The organism is Bacillus changyiensis (genome assembly GCF_027706145.1).
Classification (GTDB): Bacteria; Bacillota; Bacilli; order Bacillales; family Bacillaceae; genus Bacillus; species Bacillus changyiensis.
This window is the reverse complement of record NZ_JAQFWW010000002.1, coordinates 632,715-650,901: the sequence shown is the minus strand read 5'-3', so window position 1 is coordinate 650,901 and position 18,187 is coordinate 632,715. Positions and strand designations below refer to the sequence as shown.

The window sequence follows — 18,187 nt, the reverse complement described above, 5'->3', positions numbered from 1 at the left end:
GTTTTAATTAGTGACGGATCTATGTACAAATCCCTAAAAACAGTATTTAAAGCCTATTCAATATCTCTGTTTTTCCACTTACACTTTACATATTAGATATGTGCGTAATTCTAGTTATAGTCGTGAATGAGGGAAAATAAAGAAAAGCATGAATGAGTAATAGTCTATGCAAATCATGCCGTAATAACAGAGGTGAAAAAAATGGACTACTCAGACACGCTACAAAAAATACACGATGTTCTTTCACATAAAGCAATAGAGTTGGAGGAGCAAATCTCAAGATTGGAAAAGGCAAAACGAAACGTAGAAAAGGAACAGAGTTTGGCCATTGAAGAAATCAGACAAATTATGTGTCCAAGTCTTGAGAAGGGGTGGACTGGGAGTAGGGCTGTCAGTTTTAATGGAGTGCGTGATGAAGCGTATACGGCGATGTACAGAGCCCTTGACGAAGATTATGAGAGATATATCCATAAGATCGACTTGAAGATATTTGCATTAGATGCTGAAAAGGGGGCGGTTCAGGCCGCAAGCTGGTCAGCGGATAGAGCGGATCTTTTACTCGAAAAAGGAGAAGAGGCTGTAGATGCATTGCATAGCACAATCAATGGGCTAAAGGGATGGTTAAAATGAGCCAAACGATCAAATTCAATGATAGCGTGGTTATGAAAAAATTAGACGAGGTGAAAAAAAAGCTTGAAGCTGTTTCTCTAAAAGGACCATCAGCAAGTTCTCTTGGACAAAACCAACTCGACTTTACAAAAAAATGGTTGTATCGAGAAGAACAAATAAGTGATATGGTTAAACAATATAAAAAGACCGTTCATAAAAATATTGGCGACACCCGTTCAAATGTAAAAAAACTGAAAGAACAAGATGAAGCACTTGCCAAAAAATAAACGGAACCCGAATAATTGGACAAAGTCCGCATTATTTGGGGTTTTTTTATACAACACAACTAAAGCGTTATCTGTGCAGAAAAAACCGAAATTGGTTTAAAATAAAACTACAAAATGATGTACGATAAGCTCTGAAAGGATGTCAACTGATGGACATGCGTCATTTAACCTATTTTTTAGAGGTTGCCCGTTTAAAAAGTTTCACAAAAGCGGCTCAGGCACTATACATCTCACAGCCGACAATCTCAAAAATGATTAAAAACCTTGAAGAAGAGTTGGGAATTGAATTGTTTTACAGACGTGGCCGGCAGATCGAGTTGACAGATGCAGGGCAAAGCATGTATGTGCAGGCGCAAAAAATTACGAAGTCGTTTCAAAATTTAACTTCAGAGCTAAATGACTTAATGAATGTAGAAAAAGGGCATGTTCGTATTGGCTTGCCGCCAATGATTGGATCTGGTTTTTTTCCGAAGGTTGTCGGTGATTTTAGAGATAAATATCCGAATGTCACTTTTCAACTTGTTGAAAACGGATCTATAAAAGTTCAGGAGGGAATAGAAGAAGGTTCGCTTGATATTGGAGTTGTCGTTCTACCTACTAAAGAAGAGATTTTTCATTCATTTACAATTGTCAAAGAAAATCTCATGCTCGTTGTTCACCCTTCACATCGCTATGCTGATCGAGATGAGGTTGAGCTTCAGGAGCTACGTGAAGAACCATTTATTTTCTTTAGTGAAGACTTTGTTCTTCATGAACGCATCACTTCAGCCTGCTTGAAAATGGGGTTTCAGCCAAATGTAATCTATGAATCATCACAATGGGATTTTATTAGTGAGATGGTATCAGCTAATCTCGGAATTGGTATGTTACCAGAAAGAATCTGCCGGGATCTTGATGCGGATCGAGTCAAAATCATTCCCGTTGTGAACCCATCAATCCCTTGGCATATTGCGGTTATTTGGAGAAAAGATCGCTACCTTTCATTCGCAGCTAGAGCTTGGATAGATCATACAAAATCTTATCAATGGAGTACAAATTAAGAGAAGGAGAGAAAAACAATGAATCTTGAGGATGTTGCAAAAGGAATTGAACGAGTGAGAAGAGAAAAACCGCTTGTTCACAATATAACCAATCAGGTCGTCACCAATTTTACTGCAAATGGTCTACTATCTTTAGGTGCATCTCCAGTGATGGCGAATGCGAAGGAAGAGGTAGCCGATATGGTGAAAATCGCTTCAGCACTTGTCTTAAATATTGGCACACTTACACTTGAATCTGTTGAGTCAATGATTATTGCTGGAAAAGCAGCGAATGAACAAGGTGTTCCTGTGATCTTTGATCCAGTTGGCGCAGGTGCGACTCCTTTTCGTACCAACTCCGCTAAGCGTATCATGGATGAAGTCATAGTCTCTGTTGTCAGGGGAAATGCTTCAGAAATTGCAAATATGCTTGGGGAAAAAAACTGGGTGATAAAAGGTGTTGATGCAGGTGAAGAAAAGGGAGACAAGCTGGTTTTGGCAAAAAGAGCAGCGGAGGCATGGCGTACAACTGTGGTAATTACAGGAGCTGAAGATATTATCACAGATGGAAAAAGGCTTTACACTGCTCAAAATGGGCATCAGCTGCTCACAAAGGTAACAGGGACAGGCTGTTTGTTAACATCTGTGATCGGTGCGTTTTGTGCAATTGAAAAAGACTTTTGTCAAGCTGCTCTTTCAGCTGTTGTTTATTATGGTTGTGCAGCAGAACGAGCTGGAGAAAGAACCGAACACCAGGGGCCGGGAAGCTTTCAGATCGAGTTTTTAAATCAATTGGCAGCGGTAAATGCTGAGAGTATCAAGCAAAGTGGTTTGATCGAAGAGGTGAAATGAACATGACGCGGATTTCAAAACGAAGGATGCAGGACTTGTTATCAGTCTATTTTATTATGGGGTCAAACAATACAAATGAGGACGCTTTGACTGTGATTGAAGCAGCCTTGACAGGTGGTGTTACCCTGTTTCAATTCCGTGAAAAAGGTGACCATGCGTTAAAAAACGGTGACAAAGCAACTTTTGCAAAACAGGTACATGCCCTTTGTAAGGAATACCAGATCCCTTTTATCATCAATGATGATGTCGACCTTGCCCTCAAACTTGATGCTGACGGCGTTCACATCGGTCAAGATGATGAATGCGCAAGCGATGTTCGTGCTAAAATCGGTGATAAAATTCTTGGCGTCTCCGCCCATACGCTTGAAGAAGTTAGGCAGGCGGAAAAGGATGGAGCCGATTATATTGGTGTTGGGCCGGTTTATCCAACAAAAACAAAGCAGGATGCAAAAGCGGTGCAAGGCGTGACATTCATTCAAAAGGTGCGAAATGATAGTATTGAAATCCCTATGGTAGGAATCGGTGGGATTACGCTTGAAAACTGTGTACCTGTTCTAGCAGCAGGTGCAGACGGTATTAGTCTTATCAGTGCTATCAGCATGTCAAAAGAGCCGAAACAAACGGCTTCAGAGTTCTTTATGAAGGTTCAGAATATCAAAACTGCTCGTCCATAAGTTGTTTGAGAAAGTGTTCGATGACAATGTACGAAACACCCAATGAAGAAGCGATCCGTCCAAGTGAAGAAATCTTTAAATGGTAATCGGTGAACGCTTCTTTTTTCATTCTTGAGGAAATGGTTTTTTTTATCGTGTCAACAATGATCGGGTGAGATTCTACGATCGTATTCCGTAAAATGATGGTGTCTGGATTCAGAGTTTTCATCATATTGACCAGTCCGATCCCAATGTGAAAACCAAATGTCTCGAAGGCCTCAAATATGTTTTTGTCGCCGTTGTTAGCAAGTTCTGTGACCTTTTGAGGTAAAGGCATGTCTTCTGTTAAGTATGGAGAAAAAACGCTTTTTTCAGATGCATAGAGTTCCCAACAACCTTTATTTCCGCAACGACATCTTGGGCCATTCAGATCAATTGACATGTGTCCTGCTTCACCCGCAAATCCCAGCTTTCCTCTATAGAGCTTCCCATCAATTAAAATCCCTAAGCCAATGCCAGTATTAATGCTCACGAATATGGCGTGTTCTAAATCCCCGGCATCACCATACTCTTTTTCTCCAATGGCTCCTGCGTTTGCTTCATTTTCAATAAAAATAGGGACATTAAATTTTTTCTCTAGAAGATGTTTCAACTTCATATGGTGAATAGGTTTATTTGGTGTGAAAATTATATTTTGCAAGTTATCAACTAATCCTGGTACACACACACCTATTCCAACTAAACCATAAGGTGAATGTGGCATTTCTTGAATGGCAATATCAACCAACTTGATTAATGTATGTTCTGTTGCCTGAATATCTTCTTCGTCAAGTTCCTCCTCAACATGGACAATGATGTCTCCATCCAAGTCGGTGAGGACAACAATGATATAATTTGTTCCAATATCTACACCAATCGTATAACCTGCTTTTTGATTAAACTTCAGCATCACAGGACGTCTTCCGCCACTAGACTGCCCTTGACCGATTTCAAAAATGATATCTTTTTCAAGCAAAGAAGAAACTTGAGAAGAAACCGTTGATTTATTCAATCCAGTCATTTCTGAAATTGCTGCTCTTGAAATGGGAGCATTAGAAATAATTTGTTTCAAAATAAGTGCTTTATTCAGTTTTTTGACAAGGCTTTGGTCTGCAGTATTCAAAGATTATCACTCGCTTCTTTTCGGGGATTGAATCTTGTTTCATTATAATGAACAAATATTTATAACTCAAATTTCTATGTTCTAGTGAAAAAGTCTTGAAGAGCCGCTTTGTATCTCTATATAAGATCAGAGCGGCTCTTCAAGCATCCTCAGGATCAATGGCTGTGACACAGTCGTGGGTCACTTAAATCATACCTTGATGAGAGGGCGAATCATCAATTAAAAGAAATGTTTATTGCTCCATATGAATTCCTGTATGCGCTTTCACTTTCATTTCATTAAAATGATCTTGGTTTGTTACTTTTGAAGAGAAGATTGTTCCAAGATAAGCACCTAAAAAACCTAGAGGGATAGAAAATATTCCTGGGTTTGAAATTGGAATGAGCGGTTCTCCGACAAGGATGGCGCCACCGGCGGGATCCCAGACACTTGGACTGATAGAGACAAGAATCAGCGCGCTCAGAAGCCCGGTCAGACTCCCTGTTAGTGCACCTGTCACATTAAATCTTTTCCAAAAAACAGTGAACAGGATGAGTGGTAAATTAGCACTTGCAGCAACAGCAAATGCTAAAGAGACAAGAAACGCGACATTTAGTGATTGAGCAAAGATAGCAAGCAGGATCGAAAGAACAGATACACCAATAGAAGCCCACCTTGCTGCAACCATTTGTTCTTTTTCAGTTGCTTTGCCTTTTCTAATGATTTGACTATAAATATCATGAGCAAAGGCGGAAGCCGCTGAAAGCACAAGACCTGTTACAACCGCTAAAATGGTTGCAAAGGCGATGGCTGAGACAAACGCAAACAAGAAATCTCCTCCAAGTGCCTGGGCGAGAAGTGGTGCTGCCATATTTCCTGCTTGGTCAGCCGCCAAAATATTGTCAAAGCCGACAAATGCAGCTGCACCGAAACCAAGAAAGACTGTCATAATATAAAAAATGCCAATAAACCATGTGGCTGAGACCACTGATTTTCTTGCGATTTTTGCATTTTTAACAGTGTAAAATCGAATCAGAATGTGGGGAAGTCCAGCTGTTCCAAGGACAAGTGCCAAATTCAGTGAAAGCGTTTCCAAAGGAGCGTTATATTTATTGCCTGGATTTAAGAAATCAGGTCCAAGAGGTGTAGCTGTTTTCATTTGTTCAAACATATTTGTCAGACTGAATCCGAATTTAGAAAAAACGATAATTGAAATGACAAGTGTACCCGCCATTAAAAGAATGGCTTTAATGATTTGCACCCAACTTGTTGCAATCATTCCACCAAACACAACGTAAATGGTCATTAAAACGCCAACAATACAAACTGCAAGCGTATAATTGATTCCGAGCAAAAGTTTAATAAGTGCTCCAGCACCGACGAGTTGGGCGATCATATAGAATGTTGAAATGGAGATGGTATTTAATGCAGCAACTCCACGAATCTTTTTCTGTTTAAAGCGGGAGGCAATCATATCAGCCATTGTAAATTTACCGAGGTTTCGAAGTGGCTCGGCCACAATATAAAGAACAACCAAATAGGCGACAAGAAAGCCAATACTGTAAAAAAACCCATCAAAACCATTCAAAGCGATCATCCCTGCAATTCCGAGAAAAGAAGCAGCTGACATGTAATCGCCAGCGATTGCCATTCCGTTTTGCAGGCCTGTAAGACCTCCTCCAGCTGTGTAAAACTCACTAGTTGTTTTCGTTTGTCTTGCTGCAAAGTAAGTAATGACAAGGGTGAGACTGACAATAACAAGAAACAAAATAAAAGCAGTCGTACTCATGATCCAACGCCCCCAATCTCTTTTTTGAAATCTTCTGTCAATTTATCATACTGTTGTGCTTTTTTCGTATAAACAATGCATAGTGTCCATGTCATCACAAATTGTGCAAAAGCAAAAATCCATGCCCATGTAATAGCACCTAATGCAGGTTGATTCAGGAATTCAAAGTAAGCTGTTAAAAGAGGTAGCAAGAAGTAAAATGTCAAAAAGAATATGACCATTGGTACAATAAAAGCACGTTTCCGTTTCAATAGCTTCTGAAATGTCGGAGATGTTACAGCTTTGTTGTAATCGATTTGCTTTTCTAGCATAAATCCTCATTCCTCCTCTGAATTTGTCTTAAAAAGGTATGTGATAGACTTAGGTTTTATTCTTGAACATTCATATAGAATGTCAATTCATACTCAAAAGTAAAAGAGCCGTTTCATCTAAGAATCTGACAAAACGGCTGGTGCTTTAATGGAAAAAGACTTTTTGCTAGTATGGATGATAAACAAGCGGCCAATATATGTATTATAGACGTGTTTAAACAGCCGATTGAATATCTTTGAGAAGCACAACCGCCTGTTTGAATGTTATTGTTTCAGTTGCGAAGCAGAATCTCTGTCTGCTGACTGAGTGCGAAGAAATTTTTTGACATCCTCAATATGTAATCCTAAATTTTTCGCCTCTTTCATCATAATCAACCAATCTTCGTCCAACTTGTGTTTTGTTTGAGTATTCATAGACTCCTCCAATATAATAGACGTTGTTTATTTCAAAAAACCCTTCCCTGAGACGTATGAAAGTTGAAAAACAACAGTCGTTTAATACCAATGACAAATTTCATAAGTGCAGAATGAGCCCAGCTACCTATTCCCCAAATAACTGACTAAAAAAACCAAAAAAACTTAAATTCTTACTTATAATAATAAACAATCAATGACTGACTGGATAGTATTCAATTAAAAAATGATTATTTTTCCCTATTAAAAAATTATTGTTTGTATCCGATTAGAGATGAAGTATTTTTATTAATAAAAAGTGGAAACACAATGATTTATTAGGGAAAAATCTTTGAAATACATTTGAAACAAACAAGAAATAAATAGGATATTAGTCAGAGTTCTTTTTGCTTATTTGGGCGGTTGGAGAAAAAACAAATAATCCAAAAATACTATTTAAAAAATTTAACTATGTGACAAGGCGTAATATTTTCAATACAAGTGAAAAAAGTCGCAATTATAAAACTAAAAATTTCCATTTTATTAGTAAAGTAACAAGTTTTTCGAGAGAATTCCATTTTGTAAATAAGGTCTTTGGATCTATTTTTATTTGATCGTGTCATTTTGATAATGAAAACACTGTAAGGTGATAAAATAAAAAGGCTTGGTTTTATTCAATATGTTTATGGTGAGTTTGTGAAGGGAGAGAAAAGAGTTGGCAATTTTAGTATGCGGAGGGGCCGGTTTTATTGGCAGTCATGCGGTTGCAGAGCTATTAAGCCGTCATGAAGATGTCGTTGTCATCGATAATTTGCAAACAGGGCATGAGGAAGCAATTCTGCCCGGAGCTGCTTTTTATAAAGGAGATCTACGAGATCGTCAATTTCTCAAAAATGTGTTTCAGGAAAATGAAATTGAGGCGGTTATGCATTTTGCGGCTGATTCATTAGTAGGTGAAAGTGTAATAGAGCCACTGAAATATTATGATAATAATGTTTATGGGGCTGTATGTTTATTAGAGGTGATGAAAGAGTTCTCTGTTGAAAACATTGTCTTTTCATCAACTGCAGCTGTATATGGAGAACCTAAGCGAATTCCCATTATGGAAACGGATATAACTGAACCGACGAATCCATATGGAGAAACAAAGCTTGCCATTGAAAAAATGTTGAAATGGTCGGAAAAAGCTTATGGCATTCGCCATGTAGTGCTCCGTTACTTTAATGTTGCTGGTGCGCATACACAAGGCTTGATTGGTGAGGATCATCAACCTGAAACTCACCTGATCCCGATCATCCTCCAAGTGGCACTTGGAAAACGAGACAAGATTATGATATTCGGAGATGACTATCCAACTTCTGATGGCACCTGTATCAGAGATTATATTCATGTTATGGATTTAGTGAATGCGCATATTCTTGCGGTGGAACGGCTGCGAAAAGGTGGAGAAAGTGCTGTTTACAATCTTGGAAACGGGGAAGGTTTTTCTGTTAAAGAGGTCGTTGAAGTAGCCCGAAAAGTAACCGGTCATGCTATTCCTGCTGAGATCGCCGAGCGGCGCGCGGGGGATCCAGCCCAGCTGATTGCCTCCTCAGAAAAAGCATTAAAGGAACTTGGTTGGGAGCCGAAAAACGCAGAGCTAGACATTATGATTAAGAGTGCATGGGATTGGTTTCTAAGCCATCCTAATGGATATCAAAGTTGATGAATGGTAAGGTAAAAGAAGGAGCTTATCCCTTGTGATAAGCTCTTTTTTTAACTATTTTTTTATTTTAATAAACCTTAATTTAACACAAATACCGATTTTAACTTTTATATTCTTTATTTGGTTTATATGTAAAATGTACCACAAAATTACATTTAACTTCCGACGAAGCTCACAACTTTATGAAAAATCTTTGACAATTTTATGACATTTAGGTGAAAATAAAGTGAACTTTTGAAAAAAATAAGACTAATTGGTGAATATTTTGTTAACATAGCAAGGTAGAAGAAAAGTTATTTCAGAATCCTATTTTGATATTCTGGCCAAATTTATACACTGATAAGGAAGGATGGTGATCCTCTTGTTCAGAGCGTTCAAACCACTGATTCTGCTTGCAATGCTTTCATTTATTTTTTTATTAGGCGGGTGCAGTGAAATCGCGGTATTAGATCCTAAAGGGCCGGTTGCTTCACAGCAAAAAGATCTGATCTTATTATCGATTGGCTTTATGCTGTTTATTGTTGCAGTCGTTTTTGTCCTTTTCACAATTATGATCGTGAAATATCGTGAACACAAGAAATCTACTTACACCCCTGAAGCAGAAGGAAATGTGTTTTTGGAAATTGTCTGGACAGTGGTTCCGATTTTAATTGTTATCGCACTGTCTGTACCAACTGTTCGTGCAATTTACTCTCTGGAAGAGGCTCCTAAAGCTTCAAAGGATAAGGAACCTTTAGTTGTTTACGCTACATCTGTTGATTGGAAGTGGGTGTTCAGCTATCCGGAACAAGAAATCGAAACAGTAAACTATTTGAATATCCCAACTGACAGGCCAATATTGTTTAAAATTGCTTCAGCTGATTCCATGGCATCTTTGTGGATTCCACAGCTTGGTGGACAGAAATATGCGATGTCAGGCATGGAAATGGAGCAATATTTACAGGCAGACCATGAAGGAACTTATAAGGGGCGCAATGCAAATTTCACGGGTGAAGGATTTGCAGAGCAAAAGTTCAATGTCAATGCAGTTTCAGAAAAAAGCTTTAATGAATGGGTAAAGAAAACGCAAAAAGAAGCTCCAAAATTGACAAAGAGTCAATATGATATGCTCATGCTTCCTCGACATGCAGAGGAAATGACGTTTTCATCCACACATTTAAAATATGTCAAACATGGTAATGACGCAGAGTATGCGATAAAAGCTCGTAAAAGATTAGGATATGTTCCTTTATCTCCGCACTCAAAATCAGATCCATTTGAAAATGTGAAAACGGACAAAACGAAAAAACATGACCATCATTCTAAAGAACATGATTCTCACTAGGAAAGGAGGAAGCATTCATGAATTTCAAATGGGACGAATTCATCATCACTGGTGATCCACTCATTCTTGGCGCACAAATTTCGATTTTACTAACATCAATTGCTATAGTCTTTGTACTTACTTATTTTAAAAAGTGGAAATGGCTATGGGAAGAGTGGATTACGACTGTCGATCATAAACGCCTAGGGATTATGTATATTATCGCAGCGGTGATTATGTTCTTCCGCGGTGGTGTTGATGGATTAATGATGCGTGCCCAGCTCACGCTTCCTGATAACGGTTTTTTAGATTCGAATCATTATAATGAAGTTTTTACAACACACGGTACAATTATGATCATTTTCATGGCGATGCCGTTTCTCATCGGACTCATGAACGTTGTGATCCCTCTTCAAATAGGGGCTCGTGATGTTGCATTTCCATACTTAAACAACTTAAGCTTCTGGACGTTTATGGTCGGGGCCATGCTGTTTAATATTTCATTTGTCATCGGTGGTTCACCAAATGCAGGTTGGACTGCATACATGCCGCTGGCCGGAAATGAAATGAGTCCAGGGCCTGGGCAAAACTATTATTTGCTCGGTTTGCAAATCTCGGGTATTGGTACATTGCTAACCGGGATTAACTTTATGGTAACCATTTTGAAAATGCGAACAAAAGGTATGACGCTTTGGCGGATGCCGATGTTCACATGGACAACTTTAATTACTTGTGTGATCATCATTTTTGCTTTCCCTGTTTTAACAGTCGCTTTGGCACTGATGACCTTTGACCGTTTATTCGGATCAGCATTTTTCACTTTGCAAAACGGTGGAATGCCGATGCTTTGGGCGAACTTGTTCTGGATTTGGGGGCATCCTGAAGTATATATTGTGATCTTGCCGGCATTCGGTATTTTTTCAGAAATTATCGCAGCGTTTGCGAAAAAACAACTGTTCGGTTATAAGGCGATGGTTTATTCAATTGTCGCAATTTCCGTTCTCAGCTTTCTCGTTTGGTTGCATCACTTTTTCACAATGGGTAATAGTGCAGCAGTCAACTCATTCTTCTCGATCACGACAATGGCGATATCGGTACCAACCGGGGTTAAAATATTTAACTGGTTGTTAACACTACATCGAGGCAGAATTAATATTACAACGCCGATGCTGTGGTCACTTGCATTTATTCCAAACTTTGTGATCGGTGGGGTAACAGGTGTAATGTTGGCTATGGCAGCAGCAGATTACCAATATCACAACACATACTTCCTTGTATCACACTTCCATTACGTGTTAATTGCGGGTACGGTATTTGCTTGTTTTGCTGGATTGATCTTCTGGTATCCAAAAATGTTTGGGTATAAACTGAATGAGCGTCTCGGGAAATGGTTCTTCTGGTTGTTTATGACCGGATTTAACATCTGTTTCTTCCCAATGTATTTCTTAGGGCTACAGGGAATGCCACGCCGTATTTACACGTATGGGGCAGAAGACGGTTGGACTGCATTGAATATGGTTGCAACACTTGGCGCATTGCTGATGGCTGCCGGGTTTATCGTTCTTTGCTATAACATTTTCTACAGTTTCCGTCATTCAAAACGTGAGGAATCAGGAGATTCATGGGGAGTAGGTCGAAGCCTTGAATGGGCTACTTCTTCTGCGATTCCACCGCATTATAACTTTGCGGTCCTTCCTGAAGTCAAAGGAAATGACGCTTTTTGGAAAATGAAAGAAGATAAAGTTGATGTTCATCCTGAAAGTAAATTTAAGAAGATTCATATGCCAAGCAATTCAGGTCGACCATTTATTATGTCGGTATTTTTCGGAATTGCCGGGTTTGGACTTGTCTTTGAGTGGTTTTGGATGGGAATCGCCGGCTTGATCGGGGTATTCCTCTGTATGATTCTTCGTTCTTTTGAATATGATGACGGTTATTATGTAAGTGTTGAGGAAATAAAAGAGATTGAACGAAAGAGTGCCAAGTAAAGGAGGCGTGATTAATGGAACATGCAGAACATGGCAACTCTAACGCTCCTATGGAATATCAGTCAGAGACAGGAAGATTGAACATCCTTGGCTTTTGGATTTTTCTAGGGGCGGAGATCGCCTTATTCTCCACGCTATTTTCGACCTACGCTGTTCTTCATAATAGAACAGCCGGAGGTGTATTGCCAGCAGAACTGTTTGATGCCAAGCTTGTTTTAATCATGACATTCCTACTTTTAACCAGCAGTTTCACGTGCGGAATTGCCGTTCATGAAATGCGAAGAGGGAGCTTAAAAGGTGTGATGATCTGGATGATCATTACACTCTTGCTCGGTGCAGGCTTTGTTGGCTTCGAAATCATGGAGTTCACACATTATGTACATGAAGGTGCCACTTTATCAACTAGTGCTTACTGGTCAGCATTTTTTGTCCTGTTAGGAACACATGGATTGCACGTTTCCATCGGTATCTTCTGGATTATCGGCATTTTATTACAGACGAAAAAACGCGGATTAACACCGCAAACTTCTGCCAAATTGTTCATTTCAAGTTTGTATTGGCACTTTTTAGACGTGGTATGGATCTTCATCTTTACCGGTGTCTATTTGATAGGGTTGGTGAATGTATAATGGCCACAAAAAAATCGGCTGAGCATAGCCACTTTCCTTGGAAGCATATCGTAGGTTTTGTGTTGTCTATTGTGCTAACTTTATTGGCATTATGGGTGGCTTTATATACTGATTTAAGTATGACGGCCATTCTATGGATCATTTTTGGTTTTGCTATTATTCAGGCCGCTTTACAGCTATTAATGTTTATGCACATGACTGAAAGTGATAGTGGTAGTATTCAGGTGGGTAACACATTGTTTGCGGCCTTTATAGCTATTGCTATCGTAGTAGGATCAGTTTGGATCTTTGCTGCTCATAGTCATCACGGTGATAACCCAAAAGGTGGATCTCCGGGTGAAAAGCATTCTGAGCATATGCATAGCGGACATTAATCAACAAGAGGCGTTTTTGCTTATCAACTGCATCCAATTGTCCTTTCAAACAATTGTGATGCAGTTTTTTTATTTTGCCAGACTCAATTCTCTTCTTTTACTATCCCCAACTCATCTGCGACAAAATTGCTGATTACCAAGTTTGGTTATTCTATCTCCTAATGACTTCCGGTCGATTACATTTTCATGATATAATAGAATAAAGTGGTAATTTTACAGTGATCTTCAAACTTGTGAGTATTGATTCGGAGGAGATTTACTTTAAGGAGGTTTACCTATGGTACGCGTTTTATTAGTAGACGACTACAGAGTGTTGACCTCAGGAATGAAGGAAATCTTAAAAAAATACAATATGGAAGTCATCGTGTACCATGAAGGTGGTGAGGCTTTGAATGATTTGAAAGATTCACCACCGCCAATAGACGTCTTTCTTTACGATTTAAAAATGCCAAGTATGAATGGTTTGGAATTATCTCTTAGAACATTAGAAATGATACCTGATGCTAAAATCATGATTATGTTTTCAGGTGATGAAATTTATTCCTATTTTAATAAATTAGTTGAAGCGGGTATTAAAGGGTTTATTGATAAGTGTTATACAGATAGTATGATTGCGTCCAGCATATTAATGTGTTTAAAAGGAGCTGTTCTCTTTCCTGATAATTTGTTGCAGAAACTAAAATTAGATAGCAAATTAGTAGTAGATGATCATCTGACAAGCGGTGAACTTGATATTTTGCAGCTAGTGGCAGCTGGAAAAACGAATAAAGAGATTGCTGCTGACTTACAAATGTCAACACGAAATGTTGAATATCATTTAAGTAAAATTTATAGAAAACTGAAAGTGACATCGCGTTATTGTGCGGTTCACAAAGGGACAAAACTTAATTTAATCAATCACAAAGCATGAATGGCCTTTGTTCATTTTTCTGCAACTTTGTTTGTAATGAGTATGAGGATCAAGAAAACGAACGAGCTGATGTACTGAATGAGTTAAGCTTCTATCTCGAAGGAAGAAAGAATCGCCGATTGTTGGAGCGAATGGTTCAGGGAAATTGATAAGTTTGATCTGCCGTTTTTATGAATATCAAGAAGGAGACATTCTCATTAACGGCATCAATATTAAAGAGTTACATCAATTAAGAAGCCGAATTTCCGTTGTGTTTCAGGAATTCGGGAAGTATGAACTATCATTTAAAAAATATTGCTCTTGATGATGTGTCAGCCTTGGATCAGGAAGAAAAGCTTGCTAAGACGGCTCAGGCTGCCGAGCTAGAACAGTTGATTGATGATCTGCCTGAAGGGTTAGATACTATGATTGGCCCTGAATGGGGTGGGACAGATTTTTTGGGTGGCCAGTGGTAGCACATTGAGACAGCCCGATCTTTTATGCGAGATGAGTCGGCGGATCTGTTCATTTTTGATAAGCCGTTATCTGCCTTAAAAAAACAAGCTCATTATACTAATTTGTATCGTTTACAGGCAGAAAAATATCTCTAATATAATGGGGCCAACACGATGTGGCCCCATTTCAGCTATTGTCTTGAATGTTTGCGAATAAGTGGAAGTCCATAAATGAAGAATGCTGCGATATGGGCGATGATAACATTTAATGTGAAGAGTATAACCATGAGAGAGTGTCCTGTAGGAGAAAGTTTGTTTGTCATGTAGAAAAAGAAAAATACCCACATTAACATGATCGGCGGTATAGAAGAAAGGGCGACTTTCTTATTGTCCAGCCATAGAAACAAAGGAGTGGCGCTGGCAATCAGCAAGTAACCGAAAAACATATCCATACGTTTAACCCCTTTCATAAAAAAAGTAAGCGTTATCAAAGAACAAATTGTGTCAAATTAAAGGACGTTTTGTGAACGTTCTGTTACAATTATTATATCACATCATTAGAAAAAAGATACATATTAGAGAGTGTTTTCCACGTTTTGTTATTCCTAATTTTCAAGTAGGAAATATGGAGTAAATGTAGAGTATATCATAAACAAATAATAGGAGATTGTTGCGGTGAGAAGACTTGTTAGCATGACGTCAGAAGATTAGAATACGCCTTTCAACGAAAACTTTCTCAGGAAGAGCTGAATCAAGTGAAGTTGAAGTATCAAAAGCATGAAGTGATTGGAATAAAAGAAGGACAAAACCTCAATTTTTCTATCAAGCTGGGGAATAGTGAGGGTGTGATGCGCCTTGATCAAACTGTAGTACCGCTAACGCCATGGTTAATGGATTACTTCTAAAAAGCAAAAGGTCTTTGCGTTTGACCGCAAAGGCCTTTTGTGTTTGTGATTAAAAAATAAAGTGGGCACAAAGTACAATAACTGGCAACGTGATTAATGTCCGGACAATGAAAATCAAGATCAAGTCAAGGAATGTCACTGGAATTTTGGAGCCAATCAAAAGGCCGCCGACTTCTGACATATAGATTAATTGAGTCACAGATACACAGGCGATGATAAAACGTGTCATCTCACTCTCTATTCCGCTTGCAAGAACAGATGGCAGAAACATATCAGCAAACCCGACGACAAGTGTTTGTGAGGCCTCTACCGCTTCTGGAACTTGTAAGAGTTCAAGCAAAGGGATAAACGGGATACCAAGCCATTGAAAGACCGGGGTATACTCTGCGACAATTAAAGCAGCTGTCCCGAGAGCCATCACAACGGGGGCGACACCCATCCACATATCGAGTACATTTTTTACGCCATCTTTTAGAAAATCTTTTACACTAGTGTTTTTCTTCGCTTTCTTGATCGCTTGGTTGATTCCCCATTGAAACGAAGTGAATCCTTCAGGAATCGTTTCTAGGTCTTTGTTACCTTGATCTGTAATATATGTATCAGCCTTACGTGATAAAGGCGGAATCCGTGGTGTGATGACGGCTGCGACAACTCCGGCAAGCAAAATCGTCAAATAAAATGGAACAAACATATAACCGAGGTCTACTTGAGAGATAATCACAAGACAGAACGTGATAGAGACAACGGAGAAAGTCGTACCGATAATTGAGGCCTCACGTTTCGTATAGAATCCTTCTTCATATTGTTTGCTTGTCAAAAGGACACCGATCGTTCCATCGCCAAGCCATGAAGCCATACAGTCAATTGAAGACCGTCCAGGAAGCTTAAAGACCGGCCTCATAAACTTTTTCATTAATGCCCCGAACAATTCAAGCAAGCCGAAGTTCAGTAAGAAAGGTAGAAAAAGTCCGGCAAAAAAGAAAACAGAAAAGAGAACAGGTAAAAGACTATTTAATAAAGTTCCTCCCGTACTGCCTGAATAAACCGCTGAGGGTCCGACTTTAAAAAAAGTCATAATCGCAAAAATCATTCCAAAAAAGCGGATAACATACCAGAAAAAAGATACATTCAGGAGATTATTAAAAAAGTCACTTTTTTTAATGAGAGATGGATGAAAGGTTTTTGTAATAAAGGTTAAGATAAATGTTACAGTAACAATCATCATCATGATGAATGGGAGCTGATGATTAAGCAGTTCTTTCAATGCATCGGAGAGTACTGCAATGGGTATCGTTAATTTTTCTCCATTTTTAATGGGAACCATAAACAATATGATCCCGATCAGCGAAGGAATCAAGAATTTCATGACGTCCAGCCGTTTACGCTTTTGAAGTGCTTTATCCAAATTGAAAAACTCCCTTTTTTGTAGGTAATTTGTTGCATGGTTTCTCAAATATTCAAGTTTATGCATCTTTATTAATTTTAATACAAATAGATCAAAAATCAAGTTATTAGATAATTCGATATCAATTAGTAAAAGTCCTTTACAACAAAAAAAGGAATTTTTTTGTGTGTGAACAACCGAAACATTTTATTCAGTTGTGCGTCATATCATTTGAGAGGAAGTACGAATGATGCAATTTTAGCGTGTTAGTTATAAAGGCGGGGTTTTAATGAATGAGAAAAAAAACTTCACAAATCCCTTTTACCAAGGGGATTTGATTTTTGCATATACCATCTTTTTTATTATTAGTGTTGTTTCAGTTTATGCAGCTCAGCAGTTTAATCAATATGGTGAGCCTTTTGCGATGAAACAAACCCTTTACTATTTGCTGGGTGCTTTTATTACCATTGCATTTCTATATTTTGATTTAGAGCAAATTGAAAAATTGAGTTTTTTCATTTTCATTCTTTGTATTCTATCACTGATTATTTTGAAGATAAGTCCTGAACAAATCGGGGGGAGAGATTTTGCTCCTGTACGAAACGGTGCAAAAAGTTGGTTTATGATTCCTGGTTTTACATTGCAGCCTTCTGAGTTTATGAAAATCGGCTTGATCATGTATTTAGCATCTTTTATGTCCAAACACAGTCCGACCGGAAAACGAACGTTAAAAGCAGATTTGATTTTTCTAATGAAAATCTTTGGTATTGTCATTGTGCCGGTTGGGCTAATCTTAGAACAAGATACCGGTACGGCTGGGATCGTCATGTTTGTGATTCTTGTGATGATCTTTCTTTCAGGTGTTAACTGGAAGCTCATCTCGTTGATCTTTTTATCAGGTCTCACCATCGCTGTTTCAATATTATACGTGATGATCAGCTTTCCCGATGTTGCGGCTTCGGTCGGAATTGAGAAATATCAAATTAACCGTGTGATGACTTGGGTCAATCCGAGTGAACAAAACCCGGATGCCAAATTACAGATCGAGCGGGCGCAAATGGCCATCGGTTCTGGTCAGGTTTTTGGAAATGGTGTACGTAACCTTCAAGTATATGTTCCTGAAGCACAAACCGACTTTATTTTTGCAGTCATTGGTGAAAGTTTTGGGTTTGTTGGCTGCACATTCGTTGTCATTATGTTTTTCTTTTTAATTTACAGATTTGTTGTTCTCATCGACCGAATACATCCGTTTAACAAGTTTGCCTCATTTTTCTGTGCGGGTTTTACGGCTTTAATTGTCATTCATACTTTTCAAAATATTGGCATGAATATTGGAATTATGCCTGTGACAGGTGTGCCCTTGCTACTAGTGAGTTATGGAGGCAGTTCGGTTGTCGCTACACTGACAGGTTTTGCGATCGTCTATAATGCCAGTTGCCAATTGACGAAATATCAAAGATATATGTTTAAATAACAGGCTGATATCTCAGGCTGTTATTTT

Annotated in this window: 20 protein-coding genes; 14 read left to right on the top strand and 6 right to left on the bottom strand. The window is 38.6% G+C overall.

Going from position 1 to position 18,187, the window contains the following annotated elements:
- Positions 1-201 precede the first annotated feature (201 nt).
- The 5 genes from PDT38_RS10490 to thiE all read left to right on the top strand — a co-directional run bounded on the left by PDT38_RS10490 (position 202) and on the right by thiE (position 3,441).
- A complete protein-coding gene (locus PDT38_RS10490; protein WP_270801207.1) occupies positions 202-630 on the top strand; it encodes a DUF5082 family protein in 429 nt (142 codons plus the stop codon).
- Positions 627-896: a YwqI/YxiC family protein gene (locus PDT38_RS10485; protein ID WP_270801204.1), complete on the top strand. Its 270-nt coding sequence runs from the start codon at positions 627-629 to the stop codon at positions 894-896. The genes PDT38_RS10490 and PDT38_RS10485 overlap by 4 nt, the downstream gene beginning before the upstream one ends.
- 149 nt (positions 897-1,045) lie before the next feature.
- Positions 1,046-1,936 (top strand): cidABC operon transcriptional activator CidR, encoded by an 891-nt coding sequence (gene cidR, locus PDT38_RS10480; protein ID WP_270801201.1) that lies wholly within the window; start codon positions 1,046-1,048, stop codon positions 1,934-1,936.
- Between the two features lie 18 nt (positions 1,937-1,954).
- Entirely contained in the window at positions 1,955-2,767 is an 813-nt protein-coding gene (gene thiM, locus PDT38_RS10475; RefSeq protein ID WP_270801198.1) for a hydroxyethylthiazole kinase, read from the top strand.
- Between the two features lie 2 nt (positions 2,768-2,769).
- Positions 2,770-3,441 (top strand): thiamine phosphate synthase, encoded by a 672-nt coding sequence (gene thiE, locus PDT38_RS10470; RefSeq protein WP_270801195.1) that lies wholly within the window; start codon positions 2,770-2,772, stop codon positions 3,439-3,441.
- On the opposite strand, the gene PDT38_RS10465 is transcribed toward thiE, so the two are convergent.
- The 4 genes from PDT38_RS10465 to PDT38_RS10450 all read right to left on the bottom strand — a co-directional run bounded on the left by PDT38_RS10465 (position 3,422) and on the right by PDT38_RS10450 (position 7,075).
- On the bottom strand, positions 3,422-4,582 hold the full coding sequence (locus PDT38_RS10465) for an ROK family transcriptional regulator (RefSeq protein ID WP_270801193.1): 1,161 nt from the start codon (positions 4,580-4,582) through the stop codon (positions 3,422-3,424). The two genes, thiE and PDT38_RS10465, sit on opposite strands and share 20 nt — an antisense overlap.
- A 232-nt stretch (positions 4,583-4,814) precedes the next feature.
- Positions 4,815-6,350, bottom strand: a complete 1,536-nt coding sequence (locus tag PDT38_RS10460; protein WP_270801192.1) for a solute symporter family protein — start codon at positions 6,348-6,350, stop codon at positions 4,815-4,817.
- On the bottom strand, positions 6,347-6,661 hold the full coding sequence (locus PDT38_RS10455; protein WP_270801190.1) for a DUF485 domain-containing protein: 315 nt from the start codon (positions 6,659-6,661) through the stop codon (positions 6,347-6,349). The genes PDT38_RS10460 and PDT38_RS10455 overlap by 4 nt, the downstream gene beginning before the upstream one ends.
- 264 nt (positions 6,662-6,925) lie before the next feature.
- Positions 6,926-7,075, bottom strand: a complete 150-nt coding sequence (locus PDT38_RS10450; RefSeq protein ID WP_270801188.1) for an anti-repressor SinI family protein — start codon at positions 7,073-7,075, stop codon at positions 6,926-6,928.
- Positions 7,076-7,769: 694 nt separating this feature from the next.
- Here PDT38_RS10450 and galE point away from each other — a divergent pair.
- The 8 genes from galE to PDT38_RS10415 all read left to right on the top strand — a co-directional run bounded on the left by galE (position 7,770) and on the right by PDT38_RS10415 (position 14,418).
- Positions 7,770-8,759, top strand: coding sequence for a UDP-glucose 4-epimerase GalE (gene galE, locus PDT38_RS10445; RefSeq protein WP_270801185.1), 990 nt, complete (start codon positions 7,770-7,772; stop codon positions 8,757-8,759).
- Positions 8,760-9,111: 352 nt separating this feature from the next.
- Positions 9,112-10,083: a cytochrome aa3 quinol oxidase subunit II gene (gene qoxA / locus PDT38_RS10440; protein WP_270801732.1), complete on the top strand. Its 972-nt coding sequence runs from the start codon at positions 9,112-9,114 to the stop codon at positions 10,081-10,083.
- Positions 10,084-10,100: 17 nt separating this feature from the next.
- The gene (gene qoxB, locus PDT38_RS10435) at positions 10,101-12,050 is read left to right on the top strand and encodes a cytochrome aa3 quinol oxidase subunit I (RefSeq protein WP_270801184.1); all 1,950 of its coding nucleotides are present in this window, start codon (positions 10,101-10,103) and stop codon (positions 12,048-12,050) included.
- A gap of 14 nt (positions 12,051-12,064) precedes the next feature.
- Positions 12,065-12,679 carry a cytochrome aa3 quinol oxidase subunit III gene (gene qoxC / locus PDT38_RS10430; protein WP_270801182.1) on the top strand — a complete coding sequence of 205 codons (615 nt, stop codon included), beginning with the start codon at positions 12,065-12,067 and terminating at the stop codon, positions 12,677-12,679.
- A complete protein-coding gene (gene qoxD, locus PDT38_RS10425; protein WP_270801180.1) occupies positions 12,679-13,053 on the top strand; it encodes a cytochrome aa3 quinol oxidase subunit IV in 375 nt (124 codons plus the stop codon). Before qoxC ends, qoxD begins: the two co-directional genes overlap by 1 nt.
- Positions 13,054-13,330: 277 nt before the next feature.
- The gene (locus PDT38_RS10420; RefSeq protein WP_270801178.1) at positions 13,331-13,963 is read left to right on the top strand and encodes a response regulator transcription factor; all 633 of its coding nucleotides are present in this window, start codon (positions 13,331-13,333) and stop codon (positions 13,961-13,963) included.
- A gap of 118 nt (positions 13,964-14,081) precedes the next feature.
- Positions 14,082-14,267, top strand: a complete 186-nt coding sequence (locus tag PDT38_RS19435) for an ATP-binding cassette domain-containing protein (RefSeq protein WP_394356260.1) — start codon at positions 14,082-14,084, stop codon at positions 14,265-14,267.
- Positions 14,236-14,418, top strand: coding sequence for a hypothetical protein (locus PDT38_RS10415; RefSeq protein ID WP_270801177.1), 183 nt, complete (start codon positions 14,236-14,238; stop codon positions 14,416-14,418). The genes PDT38_RS19435 and PDT38_RS10415 overlap by 32 nt, the downstream gene beginning before the upstream one ends.
- A 170-nt stretch (positions 14,419-14,588) precedes the next feature.
- On the opposite strand, the gene PDT38_RS10410 is transcribed toward PDT38_RS10415, so the two are convergent.
- Complete coding sequence (locus tag PDT38_RS10410; RefSeq protein ID WP_270801175.1) at positions 14,589-14,849, bottom strand: spore morphogenesis/germination protein YwcE; 261 nt, start codon at positions 14,847-14,849, stop codon at positions 14,589-14,591.
- A 502-nt stretch (positions 14,850-15,351) separates the two neighbouring features.
- Complete coding sequence (locus PDT38_RS10405; RefSeq protein ID WP_270801173.1) at positions 15,352-16,707, bottom strand: YjiH family protein; 1,356 nt, start codon at positions 16,705-16,707, stop codon at positions 15,352-15,354.
- Between the two features lie 268 nt (positions 16,708-16,975).
- Between PDT38_RS10405 and PDT38_RS10400 the strand changes: the two genes are divergently transcribed.
- A complete protein-coding gene (locus PDT38_RS10400) occupies positions 16,976-18,160 on the top strand; it encodes an FtsW/RodA/SpoVE family cell cycle protein (protein WP_270801171.1) in 1,185 nt (394 codons plus the stop codon).
- Positions 18,161-18,187 lie beyond the last annotated feature (27 nt).